Source organism: Lacinutrix chionoecetis, assembly GCF_053604665.1.
In genome coordinates, this window is sequence record NZ_JBSHNQ010000087.1 from 239,152 (window position 1) to 259,050 (window position 19,899).

Here is a 19,899-nt window from a genome sequence, read left to right on the forward strand (position 1 = left end):
TATTTAAATAATTTACTATCTTTAAATATGTCGAAAATTATATCAGTAGCACTAGAATTTATTCCAGAGATTATTATCGTTAACGATAATGATAATGACTTTACAGTAAATGTTGAAATAGAATTTCATCCATTAGATATTCAATTGAAAATGGAATATTGTTTACATTTATTTGTGTATGACATTCATGGAGAAGTCGATGCGCCTTTGGTTTTGCCTAATTGGGATGAAAGTGAAGTACTCTCAATCTCTTTAGATCGTAAAGATGAGTATCTTGGTTTTGCTACGAAAAAACTATTTGCCGAAAAAAAAGAAATTATGTTAAGTGTTCCTATGCGTTTAAAATTAGGGAAGCTAAGCCATACAAGTTCACATTTTTCAAAAAAATTAAAAGTTTTTGCTACTATAGCTCCAGCTGTAGGTAGGGCTTCTAAATGGTCTGAACCCTTTGAGTCGAGAATAGCATATTAATTATTTAATTAGACATAAATCTCGTTAGTACAATTTCATTTTTCGGATAAATTCATCTGTAAATGGTAAAAAACAGATCTTTAATTTAATAAGAAGAAACCGTAATATGTACTACGATTTGCTCTTTTTAATTACATTATCTAATGCCCAATAATTGTAATCTAAAAACCAGAGAAGAAAGGCAAAAATAGTGGCATGAATTAACTGTGAGTTTATTACAGACCAGTTTTCAATCATCGTACTTCCAAAGACTAAAAGTATCATTGTAATAATACTTGCCAATAGTGTTTGTTTTGAAAATAGTCCAATTATTAGCAAAATACCTAAGGCAAACTCAGCTATTGTTAGCGCATAGCCAAACGGACTAACCAAAAGTTCTGGTACCATGGAGTCGCTAAATTTTTTAACCATACCATTACTGAATTCAGTTATTTTAGGAAGTCTCACTAATCCGTGACCAAACATACTAACACCTACAATAATTCGGGTTAGAGCATAAGCTTGTTTTTTATTTTTCATATTTATTGTTTAAAAAGTAATTTGACTCATTAGAGGACTAATGGTTTAATATGCTTACACATGTATAATTTCATCATCAGTTAAAATGCTATCGCCACGCAGCCTTAGAAAGATTTGAGCCACTGCAATCGTGTCCTTCTCGCAATAAGTAATAATACGGTCAATATCGTTATCCTTATAATAGGTTTTATAGACTTCACTACCATCGATATCGTCTTTAGGTGATGGAATGCCTAAAACATTGGTCATAAGTTTTAGAGACGTGTACGTTTTATAATCACCAAACTTCCACAATTCTAAAGTATCTAAATGTGGTACTTCCCATGGTTTTTTACCAAAGAGATTAAGTTTGTAGGGTAAGGCAATATCATGAATAATCATACGTCTGGCTATGTATGGGAAATCGAATTCCTTACCATTATGTGCACAGAGTAAGTGTTTTGCCTGGCTAAAATGAGAAATTAGTAAGTTTTTAAATTCCTTTAAAAGTGTGGGTTCTTCACCATAAAAAGAGGTCGTACGAAACAACCGTGTATCGCCTTGAATTGTAAAATACCCAACCGAAATACAAATAATTTTTCCAAACTCTGCCCAAATACCAGCACGATCGTAAAATTCTTCGGCAGAAAACTCTTCCTTTCTCTGGTAACGCGATTTTGCTTCCCAAAGGTCTTGTTTGGTTTTATCGAGCTCATTAAAATGTTCTGTTTCTGGAACGGTTTCAATGTCTAAAAAAAGGATATTTTCAAGATGGAGTTTACTAATCATGTTTGTTTTGTATAATAAAGAGAACCAGTCTAAGAGTTATTTTTTAGCTGAATTTAACATCTTATAAGCCTCATCAATATAAAGTGAAATGTCTTTAGTGTACGAGCCAATACCAGCATCTGGCGATTTTTGGTGTCCTAATCGTACAATAATAACATTATCTTCGGGCTGTACAATAACATACTGACCTAAGTGTCCACGCATCATTTTAAAATCTTTACCATTATGTTCTTTAAGCCACCAACCATAACCGTAAACAGGAGCGAATTTTGGTGTTAACGATTTTGCTACAAAAGCCGAATCTAAAACCTGCTTGCCATTCCACTTTCCGTGGTCTTTGTATAGTTTTCCAAATCGCGCAAAGTCTTTGGCGTTACTTGCAATACAACAATAGGCTTTTACTAAATCGTGGCCGTCGCTATCTACCTGCCAAAGCGTTTGGTTTTCACTGCCTAAGGGTTTCCAGAAGCTTTCTTCCAAATAATTATACAATTTTTTACCTGTTGCTTTTTCAATAACCATGGCTAACATTTGCGTGTCTCCGCTGGAGTATTTAAACGCTTGTCCTGGTTCATCGACTACTTTTAAGCCATTCATTACCTTGGCTAAATCATCATCAAAATAAGCACGTGTAGTAATAGATAGTGGAGAATAGTAGGCTTCGTCCCAATTGGTTCCTGAACTCATGGTTGATAAATCACCAACGGTCATTTTTGCAGCTTTTCCATCGCAAAATGCAGGAAGAAAATCGCAAACCGGTTGGTCTAAACTTTTAATATGACCTTCCATAAGTGCTTTACCTAATAAACCAGAAACATAACTTTTTGCCATTGAAAAAGAATTCGATTTTGAATTGGCATTATAACCATCGTAGTAGTTTTCAAACCAGATGCTATCGTTTTTAATAATAACATAAGCTACGGTTCCCCAATCTTCGTTGGCTTTTTTAAGTGTTTCAGTTTCGGTTGCAACATTATAGTTTTTATGATTTGGCCAAGGTTGCGGTGTGTCAATATCTATTGTTCTTGTATCGAACTTTTTATAATCGTCTAAAAAGGCTGTAGTATAACCTCGCATGTAAATAGTGCGTACTGCTTTTATTAAATAATCTGTATCTGTAATGTAAAGGATTGCAATAGCTAAACCGAAAAGCACGACGAGTACTTTTAATAAATTCTTAATAAATTTCATTGATTAATTTTAATTTGAAATTAAATATAGGAAAATAAAATGATGTAAGGCTGAGAATTGAGTTTACATTAACCGTATTTGAAATGGATTGGTATTTGCCATTTTATGTGCCATTTAAAATTTTTAAAACAAACGTTGCTGCTTATAAGGGCTTTCGTGTTCCAGCAGCCATTGTTTTCTATGCAATCCACCTGCATAACCTGTTAGGCTACCATCGCTACCAATAACACGATGGCAAGGCACAATAATCCAAAGCGGATTTTTACCATTAGCATTGGCAACAGCACGAATGGCTTTCTCGTCACCTAATTGTCTTGATAATTGTAAATATGAAGTGGTTTTCCCATACGGAATGGTTAGCAAAGCCTCCCAAACACGCTCTTGAAAAACAGTACCTTTAGGATTTAATTTTAAGCTGAATTGCTCACGCTCGCCTTGAAAATATTCGTTGAGCTGAAGCACACAATCTTCAAGAACTTCTGGAATAACATCTGAAAGTTTTTCGTTGGTATTTAATACTGAAACAGAAGCAATACCGTCCGCATCACCAACAATTTTGGTAATCCCTAAAGGTGAGTTGATGTAGCAGGTTTCGGGTTCCATTACTGGTTTTCTTCTATATTTTCTATGAGCCCTAATTTTTTAGCTCTTGCTTCCCAGTTTTTTCTTGCTTGATGCTGTAAATCGCTAACATTATCACTTTCGTCCATAATCTCTAAACCAAGTAAGGTTTCAATAACATCTTCCATAGTAACCAAACCGCTTACAGTACCATATTCGTCCATTACAGAAGCAAGATGGTTTCGGCTTTCTACTAATCTTTCAAATAAAGCAGGAATAGGTGTATCGCGATCTACAACAATAATATCACGTCTTAATTCTGATAGTTTTTTAGTACCATTACCAAGTGCCATTTCTTTAAAGATTTCATCTTTTAAAACGAGACCTTTTATATTGTCTTCAGAGTCTGAATACACTGGGATTCTGGAGAATCTTAAATTCATATTTTTATTAAAAAAATCCTCGACTGTGGTGGTTTCATTTTCGGTTTTCATTACCGTTCGAGGTGTCATAATATCTTTTGCAAGCACCTGTTTAAAATTAAGCAGGTTTTTAATTATTTTACTTTCGTTTTCCACAAAAACACCTTCTTCGTGTGCCATATCTGCCATAACTAAAAAACCTTCACGACTTAACACACTACCATGACCTTTGCCACCAATTAATTTGGTAGTCAATTGCATTAACCATAACAAACCAGTGTATTTTAAAGGAAAAATTAAAACTCTTAAAGCCTTTGTAGTAAAATTAGCAAGCGATTTCCAAAACGTGGCACCAATGGTTTTCGGGATGATTTCTGAAGCCACTAAAATTAAAATTGTCATCACTGCCGAAACAATAAACACACCATAGCCATCGCCATTTCCGTAAAGTTGTTCGGCTTGTTTACCCACTAAAATAGCACCAACAGTATGCGCAATAGTATTTAATGTTAATATAGCAATAAGCGGTCTGTCTACATCCTTTTTAAGCGCCTCTAATGCCGTTGCGTAATGCTTACCTTCTTGTTTTTTTACATTTATAAAAGTTGGTGTTACACTTAAAAGCACGGCTTCTAAAATGGAGCATAAAAATGAAAAAAAGATGGAGATAACTCCGTAAAAAATTAATAATCCCATAAGTTGATTTTAGTTTTTGCTAATTTACGACAATAATTTTACTACATCCTTAGCAAAATAACTTGCAATGACATCGGCTCCAGCACGTTTAATGGCTGTTACTTGCTCCAGCATTACTGCATCATGATCCAGCCAGCCTTTTTCGGCAGCAGCTTTTAACATCGCATATTCGCCAGACACTTGGTATACAGCAACAGGAACATCGACAGTATTTTTAATTTCGCGAACAATATCTAAATAACATAAACCTGGTTTTACCATGACGATATCTGCACCTTCGTCGATATCCATTTGGGTTTCTTTAATCGCTTCGAAACGGTTAGCATAATCCATTTGGTAGGTTTTTTTATCCTTTGGAATGTCTTTTACATCTGCAGGAGCAGAATCTAAAGCATCACGAAAAGGTCCATAAAAGGAAGAGGCATATTTTGCCGAGTAGCTCATAATTCCTGTATCTGTAAAACCATCGTTTTCTAAAGCTTCACGAATGGCTAAAATACGACCATCCATCATGTCACTTGGTGCAACAAAATTTGCTCCAGCTTTGGCATGAGAGACACTCATTGCTGCAAGTACTTCAACAGTACTGTCGTTTACAATTATTCCGTTTTCTATAATACCATCATGTCCGTAAGATGAGTATGGATCGAGTGCAACGTCCGTCATCACTAACATTTCCGGACAAACATTTTTTACCGTGTTAATAGCACGTTGCATTAATCCGTCTGGATTTAAGGCTTCTGTGCCTTTATTATCTTTTAAATTATCTGGTACTTTTACAAACAATAAAACCGATTTTAAACCTAATTTCCAAAGTGCTTTTACTTCCGCTTCCAGCAAATCTAAACTAAAACGGTAGTAATTAGGCATCGATTCAATTTCTTGCTTAACGCCTTTGCCTTCCACTATAAACAAAGGCACTAAAAAGTCGTTTGGTGAAATTATGGTTTCACGAACTAATGAGCGAATAGCTTCGTTGGTTCTTAATCTTCGGTTTCTTTTAAGTGGGAACATTTTAATTTTTTAAAAACTTACTTTTATTTCTCTAAAAAAATCATTGATGTTTATGTAACGAATATTAAAAGCAATACATACATCAGGGATTTTTATGGATTTGATACTATCAGGCCTACTTAATTCTAGTGTGACGATTGTAACATCGAAATCATTATTCATCATAGTTTTCTTAGCAAAAGCAACCAAAAAAGGATCTGCATTTTTTGATTCAGCAAATTCTGACAATGCTCTTTCGTTATATTTCTTTGATTGAGCCCAGTTTTGAATTACAGCATATTCGGAAATGCTATTTGCAGTAGATGCCCAAAAATTTCTTGGTATATTTATCTTACACCAATCTGTTAAATTGTCTTCGTGGTTATATATTTCATCTTTTACTTTATCTATTGATATTACATATTGTCTTTTTAATATATCAGATATTTTAGACCAATAAGTAGGATGAATATCAATAGGATGACTTATTCTATTAGGATAAATTAATATGTTAGTGTCTAATATATATAGCATTCACTTATGAGTTCTTTTTAAAGTTTTCGTAAGTGTTGCCTTTCATGTTGGTAAGTTTATATGCATTTGAAGGTAGTATAGCACCTTGTTTTAATGCTAAATCTACAAATGAGTAAAATTTACGGCTAACTTCGTAGGGTTTAGAATTCCAAAAATCACCTCCAGAGTTTTTCTTATATGGAATATTTGTATAGTAATTATAGAAATCCCAAAAGTCAGATATCTGAATAAAATTGTTGTCCATAGCCTTTTTTGCAATTACTAATTTGCTTACATGATACATCTTAGAAAGTGCGTCATATTTTTCTTGTAAAGTACTAGATGTTGATTTCCAGCTCATTTTAAAGAAAGAATTCGGCACTAGTATTTCCGAAGCTACAGCGTCACAAAATTTTTCTAGAGGTTGTGAAGATGGATGAATTGGATTATATGCTACTCCAATACTGTTACCTACAAAAACATGTATAAGCTCATGTAATAAAGTAAATATTCTTCCTCCACCTAAATTATTTGTATTGATGTAAATAAAAGGACACATGTCATCTACTAATGTAAATCCTTTACAGACATCAACCTCTACTGTTCTCCTATTATGACCAACATAACCAGTAGAAATTACAAAGATTCTATTTTTTTCTAATTTATCAATCCAGTATCGAAAAGATTTGTCGGTTTTAGTTTCTTCGTACCAAGTTTTGTCAAGGTTTAAAGCTTTACGAATCTTATTTGCGGCTTCTGTAGGATTTATTTTCTTAAAATCTCTAAGTGATCCAATAAAATCTAATGAATCATAGTTGTTTTCTATTAAAAAATCTTTGAGCCATTCTTGTTTTGATTTTATTTTATTGACTAAATCTTTAATGACTAATGGTGGATTTTCAACTACTCTTCCATTACTTCTATAAAAAGTTATTGGTATTTTTTCAATTGGTGGTTTTTTTAGAAACAAATAACCAAATGGGACATGAATTTTTTTAGCAAAACTTTCCAATTGCTTAACAGTTGGTTCAGATTCCTCTTTAATCCAATCAAGAGCTTTAGGGTATATATCTACTAAGCTATCTGTGTTTAAACCACTTCTTTCAGTAGCCCAAACCAAAGTTTCAGGTGATATTTTTACTCTCGTTGTCATAATCCAAATTTAGTCAAATAAACTTAAACCCAATCTATAGGATTTTTTAAGACTTCAATTAATCGTTCTTCTTCGCTTCCAGCTTTAGGATGATGATCGTAAACCCATTGAACATGCGGTGGCAAACTCATTAAAATACTCTCTATTCTTCCGTTTGTTTTAAGTCCGAAAAGCGTGCCTTTATCATGAACCAAATTAAATTCTACATAACGACCACGACGTATTTCTTGCCATTTTCGTTGCGCTTCGGTATAATTTAAATCTTTTCTTTTTTCCATTATAGGAAGATAAGCTGAGGTAAAACTATTGCCAACTTCGGTTACAAAATCGTACCAGTTTTGCATAGTCATATCTTCTGAAGCTTTACAATAATCAAAAAATAATCCACCAACACCACGACCTTCATTTCTATGTGAATTATAAAAATACTCGTCGCAACGGGCTTTATATTTTGAATAAAATTCTGGATTGTGTTTGTCGCAAGCTGTTTTACATGTTTTATGAAAATGTGTAGCATCTTCATCAAACAGATAATATGGTGTGAGGTCTTGTCCGCCACCAAACCATTGATCTACAATATTACCATCCTTATCATACATTTCGAAATAACGCCAGTTAGCGTGAACTGTTGGCACCATTGGATTTTTTGGGTGAATAACCAAACTTAAACCGCAAGCAAAGAAATCGGCATCCTCAACTCCAAAATATTTTTGCATGGTATCTGGCAATTTGCCGTGTACTCCAGAAATATTAACACCGCCTTTTTCTATTACGTTTCCGTTTTCTATTATGCGAGTTCTTCCGCCACCGCCTTCAGGTCTTTCCCAAAGATCTTCTTGAAATTTGGCTTTGCCATCAATAGTTTCAAAAGCTGTAGTAATGGTGTCTTGTAATTCGTGTATGTAGTTGAAGAATTTATCTTTCATTTTGTTATCAAATTTATTTACTAAACTTGTGTTCTTATCTCTCTCATCAAGACCTGCGAGGTTTTTAAAACCTTGTAGGTCTGCACCCAAATCCTCGATAAAGGTTTCTGCAAATTGATTATGAACAAATGTAAAATTTTCTATGTCTTCAAAAAGTGTTACAGCATATGTTTTATTTATATTAACTACCGATTTTGAAGATTCTGAAACATAGAAATTGAATGAAGAAAAATCATAATTTTTGAAATCCTGATAAATTTTATGAGTTTGAGGATTAGTATGAATGTAAAGTATTACGTTTTTAAAATAAGTTTCAGTTGTAATTTTTTTTCTTCGGAAATGTTTTTCAAATAAACTTCCTGTTCTTTCCTCTTGTTTATTAAATGCTTTAGCATAAGCATTAAAAAGATTAGAAAGCTTTTGATTGGCTATTCTACCATCTGAAAGTATTTCAATTAAAAAATGAAAATGATTATCCATTAAACAATAAGACACCACAGCGATATTGCCTGAGAGATGTTTATTAATTAGGTTTAAAAAGTAGGATTTATTTCTGTCGTTTTTAAAAATAGTTTCACCATTTACACCGCGATTAAAAATATGATAATAATTCCCTTTCTCTAAAGTTTCTAATTTCATTAATTATAATTTGAGAGTAAACCTACAAGGTTTTAAAAACCTCGCAAGTTCATCATGATGTTTTTTGCGCAATTAATTCATTTTCAGACCTTAGTAATTCTACAGTTTTTGTGGTTGCAGCTGTTACTGAAAGTGGTAAAACAATAATAATTCCTATAATAGGAATTAATAAAAATAACATAAACACAATACCATTACCAATCGCCAAACCTCTATGTTTTTTTACAAATTGAACGCTTTCTCTATATTTAAAATGACGCTCTAAAGTATAATCTATATTACCAAAACCTGCGTAATAAGCTTGCGTTAAAAAGAGTAGGATGGTTGAGATAATATTAACTCCTGGAATAAATTTTAAAAGTAATAACGGAATGCTGATTAAAAGTTCTTTAATTAAGTTTCTTACGTTAATTCTAATACCTCGCCACAATTGTTCTTTAAAAGATGTAATTCGGTGCTCGTGTTTGTGTTTTCCTGTAAGATGCGATTCAATTTTCTCTGAAACCGGACTCATAAATGGCGCAGATAATGCCATTATAATGTGTTTGTACAAAATTAAGCCAATAGCTAAAATAGCTATGGCGCCAATAATGCTTGAAAAGGAAGTAAAGGTTTGTTTTCCCCAATCCCAAATCCAGATTTTGGCTATAAATCTTCCAATATTATCAGATAATCCATACGCAGTAAAACCAATTATGGTTGCTGTAACAATGCTAATAATTATTGGAACGAAGAAGTATTTCCAAAGTTTTAATTTGGAAATTAAAGCGAAAGTTCCTGTATAGGCTTTAATACCTTTTAGTATGTTTTTTATCATGTTTGCTTCCCATGAAAACGGGAATCTTTTTTAATTAAACATATTTAAACGACTTGAAAAGTTATAATAAGTTACACAGTTTTATTTAAGAAAACTATGCTTTATATTCTTTTACAGCATCAATAAAAGCTTTAGCATTCTCTAACGGAATGTTAGGTAAAATACCATGACCTAAATTCACAATGTATTTGTCTTTACCAAACTCATTAATCATTTGCGTAACCATTTTCTTGATTTCACTTGGTGGAGAAAATAATCGTGTAGGATCAAAATTACCTTGTAACGTAATGTTGCCACCAGTTAAGTAACGTGCATTTCTTGCAGAACACGTCCAATCTACACCTAAAGCCGAAGCTCCGGATTTAGACATCTCGTTAAGCGCAAACCAACACCCTTTTCCAAAGGCAATTACAGGTGTTTCGTCTTTTAAAGCATTTATTATTTGTTGAATGTATTGCCAAGAAAACTCTTGATAATCAACTGGAGATAACATACCTCCCCAAGAATCGAAAACCTGAACTGCGTTAACGCCAGCTTTTACTTTTTCTTTTAAATAAGCAATGGTGGTATCTGTTATTTTTTGCAATAATTGGTGCGCAGCAACTGGATTAGTAAAGCAAAATTCTTTGGCTTTGTCAAAGTTTTTAGAGCCTTGACCTTGTACGCAGTAACATAAAATAGTCCATGGTGAACCCGCAAAACCTATTAACGGAATTTCGTCATTAAGCTTTTCTTTAGTCATTTTTATAGCCTCGTAAACGTAACTTAGGCTTTCTTTTACATCTGGTACAATAACATTATCCACATCTTTTTGCGTTCGTACCGGATTTGGTAAATATGGACCAAAGTTTGGTTTCATTTGCACCTCGATATTCATGGCTTGTGGGATGACTAAAATATCACAAAATAATATTGCAGCATCCATACCGTAGCGACGAATAGGTTGCACCGTAATTTCACTTGCCAATTCTGGTGTTTGGCAGCGAGTAAAGAAATCGTACTTCGCTTTTATTTCCATAAATTCTGGAAGGTAACGACCTGCTTGACGCATCATCCAAACTGGTGGACGATCTACAGTTTCTCCTTTCAATGCTCTTAAAAATAAATCGTTTTTCATATTGCGTTTAGCTTTTAGCTATTGGCTGTTAGCTTTTTTTAATTGTGTTTATTAATCCATTCATCATTTTGCCTTGCGTTTCAATAAGTTCAAAGATTGATTTTAATTCTTCTGATTTAATAAAATTTAATTCTTTAATAATCAGGAACTGTGTTTCAACTTCAAAAAGAGAACCCATTGCAATCTCAAGAAAACGTTTAAATTCAATTTCACTATTTCTACTGCAACCTTCGGCTATATTTGAAGGAATTGAAACCGCTGCTCTTGTAATTAGAGATTTTAAACCAAATTTTTCAGTCAGCCAAAGGCTATTAACATAGTTTTAATCGTAGCAGAGAGTAAGGGATTCGAACCCTTGGTACCTTTGCAGGTACACTACCTTTCCAAGGTAGCACGATCGGCCGCTCTGTCAACTCTCTTTTTATTTATTTTTACAATATTAATAAGCAAATATTTTGAAAATTTAATCGTCAAACAATGAGATTCCTGCCTATGCAGGAATAAAATGCTCATTTACCAGTTCAATCACACTTTCAACTGTTGGCACTTTTGCAATTCTTACCTCTTTAAAATGCTTACTCGCTTCCTTTGCTGTTGTTTCACCAATGCAAAAGGCAATAGTTTTATCTTCAACTGTGTTTTCTTGTTTAAAACTTTGCACTGTCGACGGACTGTAAAACATAATACCTTCAACAGAATCATCAACTTTAAGGCTATCTAATTTTGTTTGGTAAGCCTCAATTTCGTTAACTTTAATGTTATTCTCAGTTAATATGGTTGGCAATTCGTCTAAACGTATATCACTACAAAAATAAGTAACTTCAGTACCATCCATAAATTCCACCAAATACTCTGCTAATTTTTTAGCATTTTTTTCGCTGTGCTTAACCTTTCCTATTCTGTTTTCTACTAAACGCTTGGTACGACGCCCAACACAGTAAATATTTTTAAATTGTAATTCTATTGCCGAAAAATTAGTCAATAACGCTTCAACAGCATTTTTGCTGGTAATGACCACGTTTTCTATTTCATTTTTAAGTAATCTTGGTGCAATACGATTTAAACTTATTTTAACAAAATCACTACTATCTGCAACTACCTTTTCGTGAAATAATCCTTTTTGGTCTTCTGTTAAAGATTTGGTCGAGTAAACGTTTGTTTTTTTGCTGGACTGTTTAATCTTGTCCATTAAACGTTTGCCACCTTTTTCAATTACATAATTAGCACTCCACTCTGCGATATCGTTATGTTCGCCAAGTGGTTTTACACGTTGTACTGTTATTTTTTTACTTCCGTTTGGGCTTAATAAAACGGCTTCAAAATTTATTTCTTCATCCTTAATATATGCTAATGCACCAATTGGTGCCGAACAACCACCTTCTAATCGATTTAAGAATTCGCGTTCAATTTGAGTGCAAATTTCGGTTTCCTCGTGGTTTATTTCTTTTAAAATCTCACGGGTTTCTTCGTCCTCTTCTAAGGCGACAATCATTATCGCACCTTGACCTGGAGCAGGAATCATCCATTCTAAATTTACGGCCTCTTCTGGTCTAACATCTAATCTGCCAATTCCAGCAGCGGCGAAAATGGCTCCATTCCAATGCTCGGTATTTTCTAATTTTTGAAGTCTCGTATTTACGTTACCACGAATATCTTCTATAGTATGAGTAGGATAGCGGTTTAACCATTGCGCTTTACGGCGTAAACTACTTGTTGCTACTATAGCATCACGTGCGCCTAAAAATTCTTCGGTAATTTTATACACCAACGTATCACGTACGTTTCCACGCTTTAATACGGCTGCTTGTACAATACCTTTTGGTAAAACAGTTGGCACATCTTTAAGAGAATGCACAGCGATATCAATGTCACCATTAAGCATAGCAATGTCTAAAGTGCGCGTAAAAATACCAGTGATTCCCATTTCGTATAATGGCTTATCTAAAACAATATCGCCAGTAGATTTTACAGGTACCAATACGGTTTTATGGCCTAAATGTTCCAGTTGATTTTTTACAGCATTGGCTTGGTATAGCGCTAATTCACTGTCGCGTGTACCAATTCTTATTATTTTAGACATGCTTTGTTGGTTCTAACTGAAACACTTTTTGAATAAGTTCCAGACTATCGTTTGTAGAAACCGCTTCATCCTTTAAATGATGTGCGAAGTGATTTGTTATTTTTTGAATGAGTTTATTGCTAATTAACTCGGCTTGTTCTTCGTTAAAATCTGTAAGTTTTTTTCGTTGCGAGTCTAATTCGGCATTTTTAAAATCTTGCAGTTTTGTTTTTAAAGCTTTAATTGTTGGTGCAAATTTTCTGGTTTCCAGCCAGCTATTAAATTCGGTTTTTACTTCTTCAATAATCTTCTCGGCTAACGGAATATGTTGCTTTCTATTTTCTAAAGTTTCATCTGTAATTTGAGATAAATCGTCTAAATGAATAAGTTTTACATTACTTAATTCACGAACATTTTCGTTAACGTTCTTCGGAATTGATAAATCTAAAATGAGTAATTCTTTTTTAGATTGGATAATATGCTTGTCTATTGTTGGGTTTTGAGCTCCTGTAGCAACAATTAAAACATCTGAAGCATTAATTTCCTCTTGAAGATTTGCATAGTCTTTAACAATTAGGTTAAATTTTCCTGCTATGGCTTCCGCTTTATCTTTAGTTCTATTAATTAAAGTAATATGCTCGTTTTTAGTATGTTTCACCAAATTCTCGCAAGTATTTCTGCCTATTTTTCCTGTTCCGAAGAGTAGAATGTTTTTTTCGGTGACGTTTTCAACATGTTTCATTATGTATTGCACAGAGGCAAAAGATACTGAGGTTGCTCCAGAAGAAATATCGGTTTCTGTTTTAATACGTTTACTCGCTTGAATAACGGCATTAATGAGACGCTCGATAAAGTGATTAAGTAATTGATGTTTTTTTGAGATACGAGCGGCTGTTTTTAACTGGCTAATAATTTCGAAATCACCTAAAATCTGACTATCTAAACCAGATCCTACACGAAAAATATGAGAAATTGCCTCTTTATTTTTATAAATGTAAGCTACTTTTTGAAACTCTTCTACAGTACCTTTCGTGTTATCGCAAAGTAATTGAATGAGTTGAAACGGATGCTCGGCAAACCCAAAAATTTCTGTCCTATTACAAGTAGAAGTCACGATTAAACTTTCAATACCATTGGTTTTAGCTTGAATTAGCAAATTAATTTTTGCCTCTTCACTCAAACTAAAATGCCCACGAATTTCGGCATCAGCTTTTTTATAGCTTAAGCCAATCGCGTAGAACGTTGAGCCTTTGGAAATGTGATATTGTTTCATAAAATGTTTCAAGAGCAAAAATAAGAGGAGCATAATGTAAAAAGTAACGCTGTAAGAACAATTAATATCGTTTAGAGTTTTTTATCGTGGTTTTTTGATTTAAGAGCGTAAAAGTCCTATTTTTGCTAACAGTAACGTCGTTTTAAGAATTGCAGTTTAGAACAAATCTAAATAATACAACAATGAGTTCACAAAATAAAATTGAAAAAAGTATCGCTAAAGGTTTTTTTATTGAAACACGTGCAGACGATGGTGTTTTTATTTTAACGCATCAAAATGATACACAAGAAGTTAAGGTGATTGAGCGTGAGATAGATAGCACTTTTATACAGTTTCATTTTTGTTTAAAAGGAGAGAGTCTTTTTCTATTTAATAACGGAAATTATACGTTAAATGTGGCTTCTGAAACGTCTTTATTATTATACAATCCACAACGCAATTTACCCATTCACTTAGAGGTGCAACCAAATACGTGGTTGGTTTCGGTTCTTATCTCAATTAAAAAATTTCATGGGTTGTTTTCGCAGGAAGCAGATTATATAACATTTTTAAGTGAGGACAACAGAGATAAAAAATATTATAAAGATGGAAAAATCTCTCCCTCAATGGCTATTGCCTTAAACCAATTGGTAAATTATAACTTGAACCAAACTATTAAAAGCATCTATTTTAAAGCTAAAGCTTACGAAATAATGAGCTTGTATTTTAATAGAAGCGAAGACGCAGATATTGAGCAATGTCCTTTTTTGGTGGATGAATCTAACGTATTAAAAATTAGAAAGGCAAAAGATATTGTTATCTCCAGAATGGCAGAACCTCCAAGTTTACAAGAATTGGCAGACGAAATAGGTTTAACTCTTAAAAAACTTAAAGAAGGGTTTAAACAAATTTATGGTGATTCGGTATTTAGTTTTTTGTTTGATTATAAAATGGAAGTGGCACGTAAATTATTAGAATCTGGTGCGCATAATGTTAATGAGGTTGGATTAAAAGTGGGTTATAGTACGTCTAGCCATTTTATCGCTGCTTTTAAAAAGAAATATGGAACAACGCCTAAAAAATATGTACAGTCGGTTGGTTAGCGATTAATATTTCCTGTTAATACGCTTTCTGGTTTTATATTTAACCAAGTCTAAAGCCTCTTGTATAAGTTCTTCGTCCTTATCGCTTTCGTCTATATAATTACCACTATAACCAGATTGAAAGTAAACATCTGTTACCAATTCATTATCTTTTTCGGAATTTAAAAAAGCGACATAGTATAATTTATTAGTATCGCCGTAATCGTTTTTTCTCTTTAGTTTAAAGAAGAACATTGTTCCCTCTTTCCCTTTGTCTGTTTCAAAATGCTTTTCGGCTAAAAAAGAAATGGAGTCTCGACCATTCTCAATAGTGACGTCGCTAAATAAAAATGACTTCGCATACTTTAATTGCGAAATTTCTTTAGTTAAATAAGGTTTTTTTAAATTTAAAGCATATAATTTGTCAACTAATAGCGCTTGATTCTTGTAGTCTTCTATGGTTTTATTTCTAAGCTTTGCAGGAATTGGCTCGTTTACTTTTTCTAATAAAACGTAATAGGTTGTTAACGCTTCGGGATTTTCACTATCTAAAAGCTTATTAAAAAAGCCTTCTGCTTCAGTTTCATGTCTAAAAGGGAAAATAAGTTTTACGTAACTGTAAAGCGCGCTATTTTTTGAAAAATTTCCAGAGGTATTACTCAAGCTTCGTTTAATTTCAATTTTACCATCGTTAATAATTGTGTTTTTATATTTTTTATAGTCTTTGTATTTAATAATGCTGCTGTCTTTTAGTCGCGCCAAAAGGTGGTAGATAGGTTCTTTATATTCTTGTACACTTGCATAATCTAATAGCTCTGGAAATAAGTCTTTTTTAAGCTCCAAAGAATCGTTATGCGTGTAAAAGAGTGAGCGTACTGCGTATTGTTCTAACGGTAGGTCTTTACGTAGTAGTTCTAAAAAATCTTTATAGGCTTTTTTCTCTTTTTTATCTAAAAGCGCTTTTAAAATAGTGGTTTGTATTTTAGGATTTGAATAAGAAACGTCATACAATTTCTTTAAAAAAGGTAATGTTTTAGGTTCGTCCAGCCGAATAAGTTCTCCTATTAAATTTGTTTTTATACTTTCTTTATTTTCTGGAAAATCGAAATTTTTAACCACATTTATTATTTTATTAGTGTGAGATTTATCGAATTTAATCATATTAAACGTATTCATTACAATACTATCGTCTTGTTTTAAAGCTTCAAAAAAACGTTCAGTCTTATCTTTAAAAACAGTTTCTCCCATTAGGGTATCGATAGGTTTAAAAGTATTGTAAAAATTGCTAATAAATGCCGAAGGTTCACTTATGGAGTCGTTTAAAGATTTTATAGTAAAAAGCACTCCTTTTTTTAAAATGTGTTTCACCTTTATTTTTTTTGCACTAAGTGAATCGGTAAGCGTGTAACTATAAGTGTAAGTGTCCTCTTTTTTTGTTTTTTTTGTATTCCCAATATGAAGTGGTCTTGCATCCTCAATGTTTAATCTCACTAATTTTGCATCATCTAATTCCTTCCATAAGCTATCTATGTTTTTATACATTTGGAGATCGTGAAATTTTGTTCTCGTGACAAAGATCTGTTCATTAGCTTTAGAATAATAACTGGCTTGTTTTGTTATGGCGTCGTAATCTTTTTGATTTTTACTGTTGTAATTGTTATGTGAAGACGTTATGGGCTTTGTGTTTGTAAGTACAGTAAAATGAAGTGATGTGTCGATTTTTGTTTCAAATCCACTGTATTTTGTATTATTAAACTTAAACGATTTAAAAAAGGCATCTGCTTTATCTTTATTGCTTCCAGAATATCCCAGCAAATAATAACTGCCATCTTTTACAACAGATTTTAAATAAAGTGCTTTGTTTAAAACCGAATCGAATTGTGCAGCAGCTTCGTAACTTTTATACTTTTCATTTTTAAAATCTCCAGAAATCTTATCTTCAATTTTTAATTCTTTAAAGCTATTTTCAATAATGTATTTGGCTTCAAAAGCATCCTCTTCAATGTAATAAGTGTCTTGGTTTACAGCTTCTTTTATAAAATAAAAATCGTCACCAATATTTGCTTGAATAAGTTTATTGCCAGCATTTTCGAGATTATCTTGTATATTAAATTGTGGAATATCTACTTGATATTTTCGGTAAGGAGATGAAAATGTTTCTATAGTTTTTGAAGGCATTTTAAACTGTATCGAATCAAAAATATCCTTTTCGTAATCCAAGGCATAGCGTTTAGGTCCGCCAAATTTTATAACAATAATTTCTAAAGGCGTTTTATAAATATGGTATTTTTGATAGTCGCCTTTTTTTGTTTTATTTAAAATACTTAAGCCTGGAAAAGGAGTGGTTATCTTTTCTTTTAAGATAATATCGCCTGGAATATCTTCAAATAGAAAATTTTCTAAGCGTTCTAAAGACAACGCTTTTTCATGAGGCAAATATTCCAGTAAATTAAACCTGCTAATGGTTAAAAAAGCGCCATTAGTCATATCTGGAGAAACAGAAAATTTTTGTCCGTCGTAGAAAAATTCTTTTAAATCACTAAAGCTATTCATAGTAATAAAACCATCTGCAGTGGTGTACTGTTTTAAAACAGGCGGTGTAATAAGCTCCTCGAGTTCTTCTTTTGCATGTTGTCCTGTTTCGGTTTGTTTAGAGAGTAGTGCTTTCACAGTATAACCCTTTTCTCTAAGCGACTCGAGCATACCGCGTTCACCAGGTAAATGTGCAGCACCCACACCAGCAAATACCGATTGTTCGCGAATAATACTATCAAGCACTTTTACCATATTATCGTTACGAATAAATAACATGTTTTCCCTAAAATACTCTGTATTAGAGGCTTCGCCAATAGAGTCTAAAAGTGCTAAATTACGCTCACGATATGTATTTTCCTGCAGTAAATAAGGGCTTTCCTTTTCGTAAATTTCTGTTAACCAAGGATCGATTTTCTTTTTGTAAGCATTTTTACTAGCTTTCGTGGTAAGGTATTCGGCTTCATCTAAATTTTCAAGACTAATAATTGGTTTGTTTTTCTTTTTACCTGCTTGATAGATAAACATATCGAGATAGGTTTCTTCTTCAAAATTATCTGAATAAGAATTTTTTCTATACAAATAGCCGTTAAGCATGCGGTTGTCTTGACGAATGGCGCTTCTAATTAATAATTCGTCTGGATGTTTTAAGCTAAAAAGAGCCGTGTAGAAACCATCTCTGTATGAGTTGCTATAATTTTGAGGTGCTATAGTAGTTGCTTCGTAACTATGCTCTAACCAGGTAGAGGGATCACTTTCTAAAGCAATGGCATCGCTTTTCGATAAGGCATCGAAAAACACGTCATCTAACCTAAAAGCCACCTTTTTACTTACATGCATGGTGCCATAGATGTAAGACGATTTTTCTAGGCCATTACCAGAAATTTCCCAAAGTAAACTTTGTTTTTTTTCTTGTGAAAAACCCAAAAAACATAAAAGTAAAGCGGATAAAAAAAGATGTTTATGCATAGTTAAAAGCAAAATGAACTATAAATATATTTATTTAACGGAAACTTTAAGTAAAATATATAAATTTAACGTGTTTATAACATGTTCAACGCTTTTAATCTAATGATTAATACAATTTAGAGTTGTATTTTTGCAAAAAGAATTATTTTCTCATTGTCGTGGGAATTAAAAAGTCGCAAATTTTTCTATGAAAGGAGTACTACTTGTAAATTTAGGCTCGCCAGACAGTCCAGAGCCCAAAGATGTAAAGAAATATTTAGGGGAATTTTTAATGGACGAACGTGTCATCGATGTACCACTGTGGGCAAGAACATTAATTGTTAAAGGTATTGTTTTAAACACACGCCCGAAAGCCTCTGCTGCAGCGTATAAAAAAATTTGGTGGGAAGAGGGATCGCCATTAATTGTGCTTTCTGAAAACCTGAAAAAAGAAGTTCAAGCACATACTAAATCACCAATTGCATTGGCTATGCGCTATGGAAGTATGACCATAAAAAAAGGAATACAAGAATTGGTAGATAAAGGTTGTGATGACATTTTTTTAATACCATTGTACCCGCAATTTGCTATGGCAACTACCGAAACAATTCTGGTTTTAGCCGAAGACATAAGACAAAAACATTTTCCAGATGTAAAAATAGAATCCCTTCCAGCATTTTATAACAATCCAGAATATATTGAAGTACTTTCTAATTCTATACAGATAGCTTTAAAAGATAAAGATTACGAACATTTATTATTCTCTTACCATGGCGTTCCAGAGCGACATATACGAAAAAGTGATGTTACTAAATCGCACTGTAAAATAGATAATAATTGTTGTATAACACCAAGTAAGGCACACGAATTTTGTTACAGACACCAATGTCTTGAAGTTACACGTTTGGTAGCCGAGAAACTCAATTTAGAAGAAGGTGCCTTTTCCACATCGTTTCAGTCTCGTTTAGGTTTCGACCCATGGTTATTACCTTATACAGATAGAACCATAGAGCGTTTAGGTAAAAAAGGCATAAAAAAAATGGCCATTGCCACGCCAGCCTTTGTGAGTGATTGTTTAGAAACTTTAGAAGAAATAGCCATGGAAGGCGAAGAAATCTTTCATGAAATGGGAGGTAAGGAATTTACAACAGTACCCTGTTTAAATACAGATAAGAACTGGGTTGCTTTACTAGCTAAGTGGATTAACGAATGGTCTCACCCAGCAGTAACTGTATAGCAT

18 protein-coding genes and 1 tRNA gene are annotated in these 19,899 nt (G+C 33.1%); 3 read left to right on the forward strand and 16 right to left on the reverse strand.

The features are described 5' to 3' along the window. Nucleotides 1-27 precede the first annotated feature (27 nt). Nucleotides 28-471 carry a hypothetical protein gene (locus ACVC43_RS15950; protein WP_452225541.1) on the forward strand — a complete coding sequence of 148 codons (444 nt, stop codon included), beginning with the start codon at nucleotides 28-30 and terminating at the stop codon, nucleotides 469-471. A 111-nt stretch (nucleotides 472-582) separates the two neighbouring features. Here ACVC43_RS15950 and ACVC43_RS15955 read toward each other — a convergent pair whose 3' ends face one another. The 15 genes from ACVC43_RS15955 to hemA all read right to left on the reverse strand — a co-directional run bounded on the left by ACVC43_RS15955 (nucleotide 583) and on the right by hemA (nucleotide 14,118). Then, on the reverse strand, nucleotides 583-990 hold the full coding sequence (locus ACVC43_RS15955) for a DoxX family protein (protein WP_452225542.1): 408 nt from the start codon (nucleotides 988-990) through the stop codon (nucleotides 583-585). Nucleotides 991-1,044: 54 nt separating this feature from the next. Beyond that, on the reverse strand, nucleotides 1,045-1,758 hold the full coding sequence (locus ACVC43_RS15960) for a 3'-5' exonuclease (RefSeq protein WP_452225543.1): 714 nt from the start codon (nucleotides 1,756-1,758) through the stop codon (nucleotides 1,045-1,047). A gap of 36 nt (nucleotides 1,759-1,794) precedes the next feature. Beyond that, nucleotides 1,795-2,949, reverse strand: coding sequence for a serine hydrolase domain-containing protein (locus ACVC43_RS15965; RefSeq protein ID WP_452225544.1), 1,155 nt, complete (start codon nucleotides 2,947-2,949; stop codon nucleotides 1,795-1,797). Between the two features lie 123 nt (nucleotides 2,950-3,072). Continuing rightward, a complete protein-coding gene (locus ACVC43_RS15970) occupies nucleotides 3,073-3,552 on the reverse strand; it encodes a methylated-DNA--[protein]-cysteine S-methyltransferase (protein WP_452225545.1) in 480 nt (159 codons plus the stop codon). Beyond that, nucleotides 3,552-4,628: a CNNM domain-containing protein gene (locus tag ACVC43_RS15975; RefSeq protein WP_452225546.1), complete on the reverse strand. Its 1,077-nt coding sequence runs from the start codon at nucleotides 4,626-4,628 to the stop codon at nucleotides 3,552-3,554. The genes ACVC43_RS15970 and ACVC43_RS15975 overlap by 1 nt, the downstream gene beginning before the upstream one ends. A gap of 24 nt (nucleotides 4,629-4,652) precedes the next feature. Further along, complete coding sequence (hemB, locus tag ACVC43_RS15980; RefSeq protein ID WP_452225547.1) at nucleotides 4,653-5,642, reverse strand: porphobilinogen synthase; 990 nt, start codon at nucleotides 5,640-5,642, stop codon at nucleotides 4,653-4,655. Nucleotides 5,643-5,651: 9 nt separating this feature from the next. Further along, the gene (locus tag ACVC43_RS15985) at nucleotides 5,652-6,155 is read right to left on the reverse strand and encodes a DUF4411 family protein (RefSeq protein ID WP_452225548.1); all 504 of its coding nucleotides are present in this window, start codon (nucleotides 6,153-6,155) and stop codon (nucleotides 5,652-5,654) included. A 4-nt stretch (nucleotides 6,156-6,159) separates the two neighbouring features. Continuing rightward, on the reverse strand, nucleotides 6,160-7,287 hold the full coding sequence (locus ACVC43_RS15990; protein WP_452225549.1) for an ImmA/IrrE family metallo-endopeptidase: 1,128 nt from the start codon (nucleotides 7,285-7,287) through the stop codon (nucleotides 6,160-6,162). Between the two features lie 23 nt (nucleotides 7,288-7,310). Beyond that, nucleotides 7,311-8,213 (reverse strand): oxygen-dependent coproporphyrinogen oxidase, encoded by a 903-nt coding sequence (gene hemF / locus ACVC43_RS15995; RefSeq protein ID WP_452225690.1) that lies wholly within the window; start codon nucleotides 8,211-8,213, stop codon nucleotides 7,311-7,313. Nucleotides 8,214-8,904: 691 nt separating this feature from the next. Beyond that, on the reverse strand, nucleotides 8,905-9,669 hold the full coding sequence (locus ACVC43_RS16000; protein WP_452225550.1) for an EI24 domain-containing protein: 765 nt from the start codon (nucleotides 9,667-9,669) through the stop codon (nucleotides 8,905-8,907). 94 nt (nucleotides 9,670-9,763) lie between these two features. Continuing rightward, complete coding sequence (hemE, locus tag ACVC43_RS16005; protein ID WP_452225551.1) at nucleotides 9,764-10,786, reverse strand: uroporphyrinogen decarboxylase; 1,023 nt, start codon at nucleotides 10,784-10,786, stop codon at nucleotides 9,764-9,766. 28 nt (nucleotides 10,787-10,814) lie between these two features. Continuing rightward, nucleotides 10,815-11,087 carry a four helix bundle protein gene (locus ACVC43_RS16010; RefSeq protein ID WP_452225691.1) on the reverse strand — a complete coding sequence of 91 codons (273 nt, stop codon included), beginning with the start codon at nucleotides 11,085-11,087 and terminating at the stop codon, nucleotides 10,815-10,817. A gap of 31 nt (nucleotides 11,088-11,118) precedes the next feature. Next, nucleotides 11,119-11,205, reverse strand: a tRNA-Ser gene (locus ACVC43_RS16015). 71 nt (nucleotides 11,206-11,276) lie between these two features. Then, entirely contained in the window at nucleotides 11,277-12,866 is a 1,590-nt protein-coding gene (hemC, locus tag ACVC43_RS16020; protein ID WP_452225552.1) for a hydroxymethylbilane synthase, read from the reverse strand. Beyond that, nucleotides 12,859-14,118 (reverse strand): glutamyl-tRNA reductase, encoded by a 1,260-nt coding sequence (gene hemA / locus ACVC43_RS16025; RefSeq protein WP_452225553.1) that lies wholly within the window; start codon nucleotides 14,116-14,118, stop codon nucleotides 12,859-12,861. The genes hemC and hemA overlap by 8 nt, the downstream gene beginning before the upstream one ends. A 182-nt stretch (nucleotides 14,119-14,300) precedes the next feature. On the opposite strand from hemA, the gene ACVC43_RS16030 reads away from it, so the two are divergent. After that, nucleotides 14,301-15,200, forward strand: a complete 900-nt coding sequence (locus tag ACVC43_RS16030) for a helix-turn-helix transcriptional regulator (protein ID WP_452225554.1) — start codon at nucleotides 14,301-14,303, stop codon at nucleotides 15,198-15,200. 3 nt (nucleotides 15,201-15,203) lie between these two features. Here ACVC43_RS16030 and ACVC43_RS16035 read toward each other — a convergent pair whose 3' ends face one another. Then, nucleotides 15,204-18,680, reverse strand: coding sequence for a TraB/GumN family protein (locus ACVC43_RS16035; RefSeq protein ID WP_452225555.1), 3,477 nt, complete (start codon nucleotides 18,678-18,680; stop codon nucleotides 15,204-15,206). Nucleotides 18,681-18,867: 187 nt separating this feature from the next. Between ACVC43_RS16035 and hemH the strand changes: the two genes are divergently transcribed. Next, nucleotides 18,868-19,896, forward strand: coding sequence for a ferrochelatase (gene hemH, locus ACVC43_RS16040; RefSeq protein WP_452225556.1), 1,029 nt, complete (start codon nucleotides 18,868-18,870; stop codon nucleotides 19,894-19,896). Nucleotides 19,897-19,899 lie beyond the last annotated feature (3 nt).

Coding starts and splice junctions, on each gene's coding strand:
- ACVC43_RS15950 (WP_452225541.1), top strand. CDS start 28: ATGTCGAAAATTATATCAGTAGCACTAGAATTTATTCCAGAGATTATT.
- ACVC43_RS15955 (WP_452225542.1), bottom strand. CDS start 990: ATGAAAAATAAAAAACAAGCTTATGCTCTAACCCGAATTATTGTAGGT.
- ACVC43_RS15960 (WP_452225543.1), bottom strand. CDS start 1,758: ATGATTAGTAAACTCCATCTTGAAAATATCCTTTTTTTAGACATTGAA.
- ACVC43_RS15965 (WP_452225544.1), bottom strand. CDS start 2,949: ATGAAATTTATTAAGAATTTATTAAAAGTACTCGTCGTGCTTTTCGGT.
- ACVC43_RS15970 (WP_452225545.1), bottom strand. CDS start 3,552: ATGGAACCCGAAACCTGCTACATCAACTCACCTTTAGGGATTACCAAA.
- ACVC43_RS15975 (WP_452225546.1), bottom strand. CDS start 4,628: ATGGGATTATTAATTTTTTACGGAGTTATCTCCATCTTTTTTTCATTT.
- hemB (WP_452225547.1), bottom strand. CDS start 5,642: ATGTTCCCACTTAAAAGAAACCGAAGATTAAGAACCAACGAAGCTATT.
- ACVC43_RS15985 (WP_452225548.1), bottom strand. CDS start 6,155: ATGCTATATATATTAGACACTAACATATTAATTTATCCTAATAGAATA.
- ACVC43_RS15990 (WP_452225549.1), bottom strand. CDS start 7,287: ATGACAACGAGAGTAAAAATATCACCTGAAACTTTGGTTTGGGCTACT.
- hemF (WP_452225690.1), bottom strand. CDS start 8,213: ATGAAAGATAAATTCTTCAACTACATACACGAATTACAAGACACCATT.
- ACVC43_RS16000 (WP_452225550.1), bottom strand. CDS start 9,669: ATGATAAAAAACATACTAAAAGGTATTAAAGCCTATACAGGAACTTTC.
- hemE (WP_452225551.1), bottom strand. CDS start 10,786: ATGAAAAACGATTTATTTTTAAGAGCATTGAAAGGAGAAACTGTAGAT.
- hemC (WP_452225552.1), bottom strand. CDS start 12,866: ATGTCTAAAATAATAAGAATTGGTACACGCGACAGTGAATTAGCGCTA.
- hemA (WP_452225553.1), bottom strand. CDS start 14,118: ATGAAACAATATCACATTTCCAAAGGCTCAACGTTCTACGCGATTGGC.
- ACVC43_RS16030 (WP_452225554.1), top strand. CDS start 14,301: ATGAGTTCACAAAATAAAATTGAAAAAAGTATCGCTAAAGGTTTTTTT.
- ACVC43_RS16035 (WP_452225555.1), bottom strand. CDS start 18,680: ATGCATAAACATCTTTTTTTATCCGCTTTACTTTTATGTTTTTTGGGT.
- hemH (WP_452225556.1), top strand. CDS start 18,868: ATGAAAGGAGTACTACTTGTAAATTTAGGCTCGCCAGACAGTCCAGAG.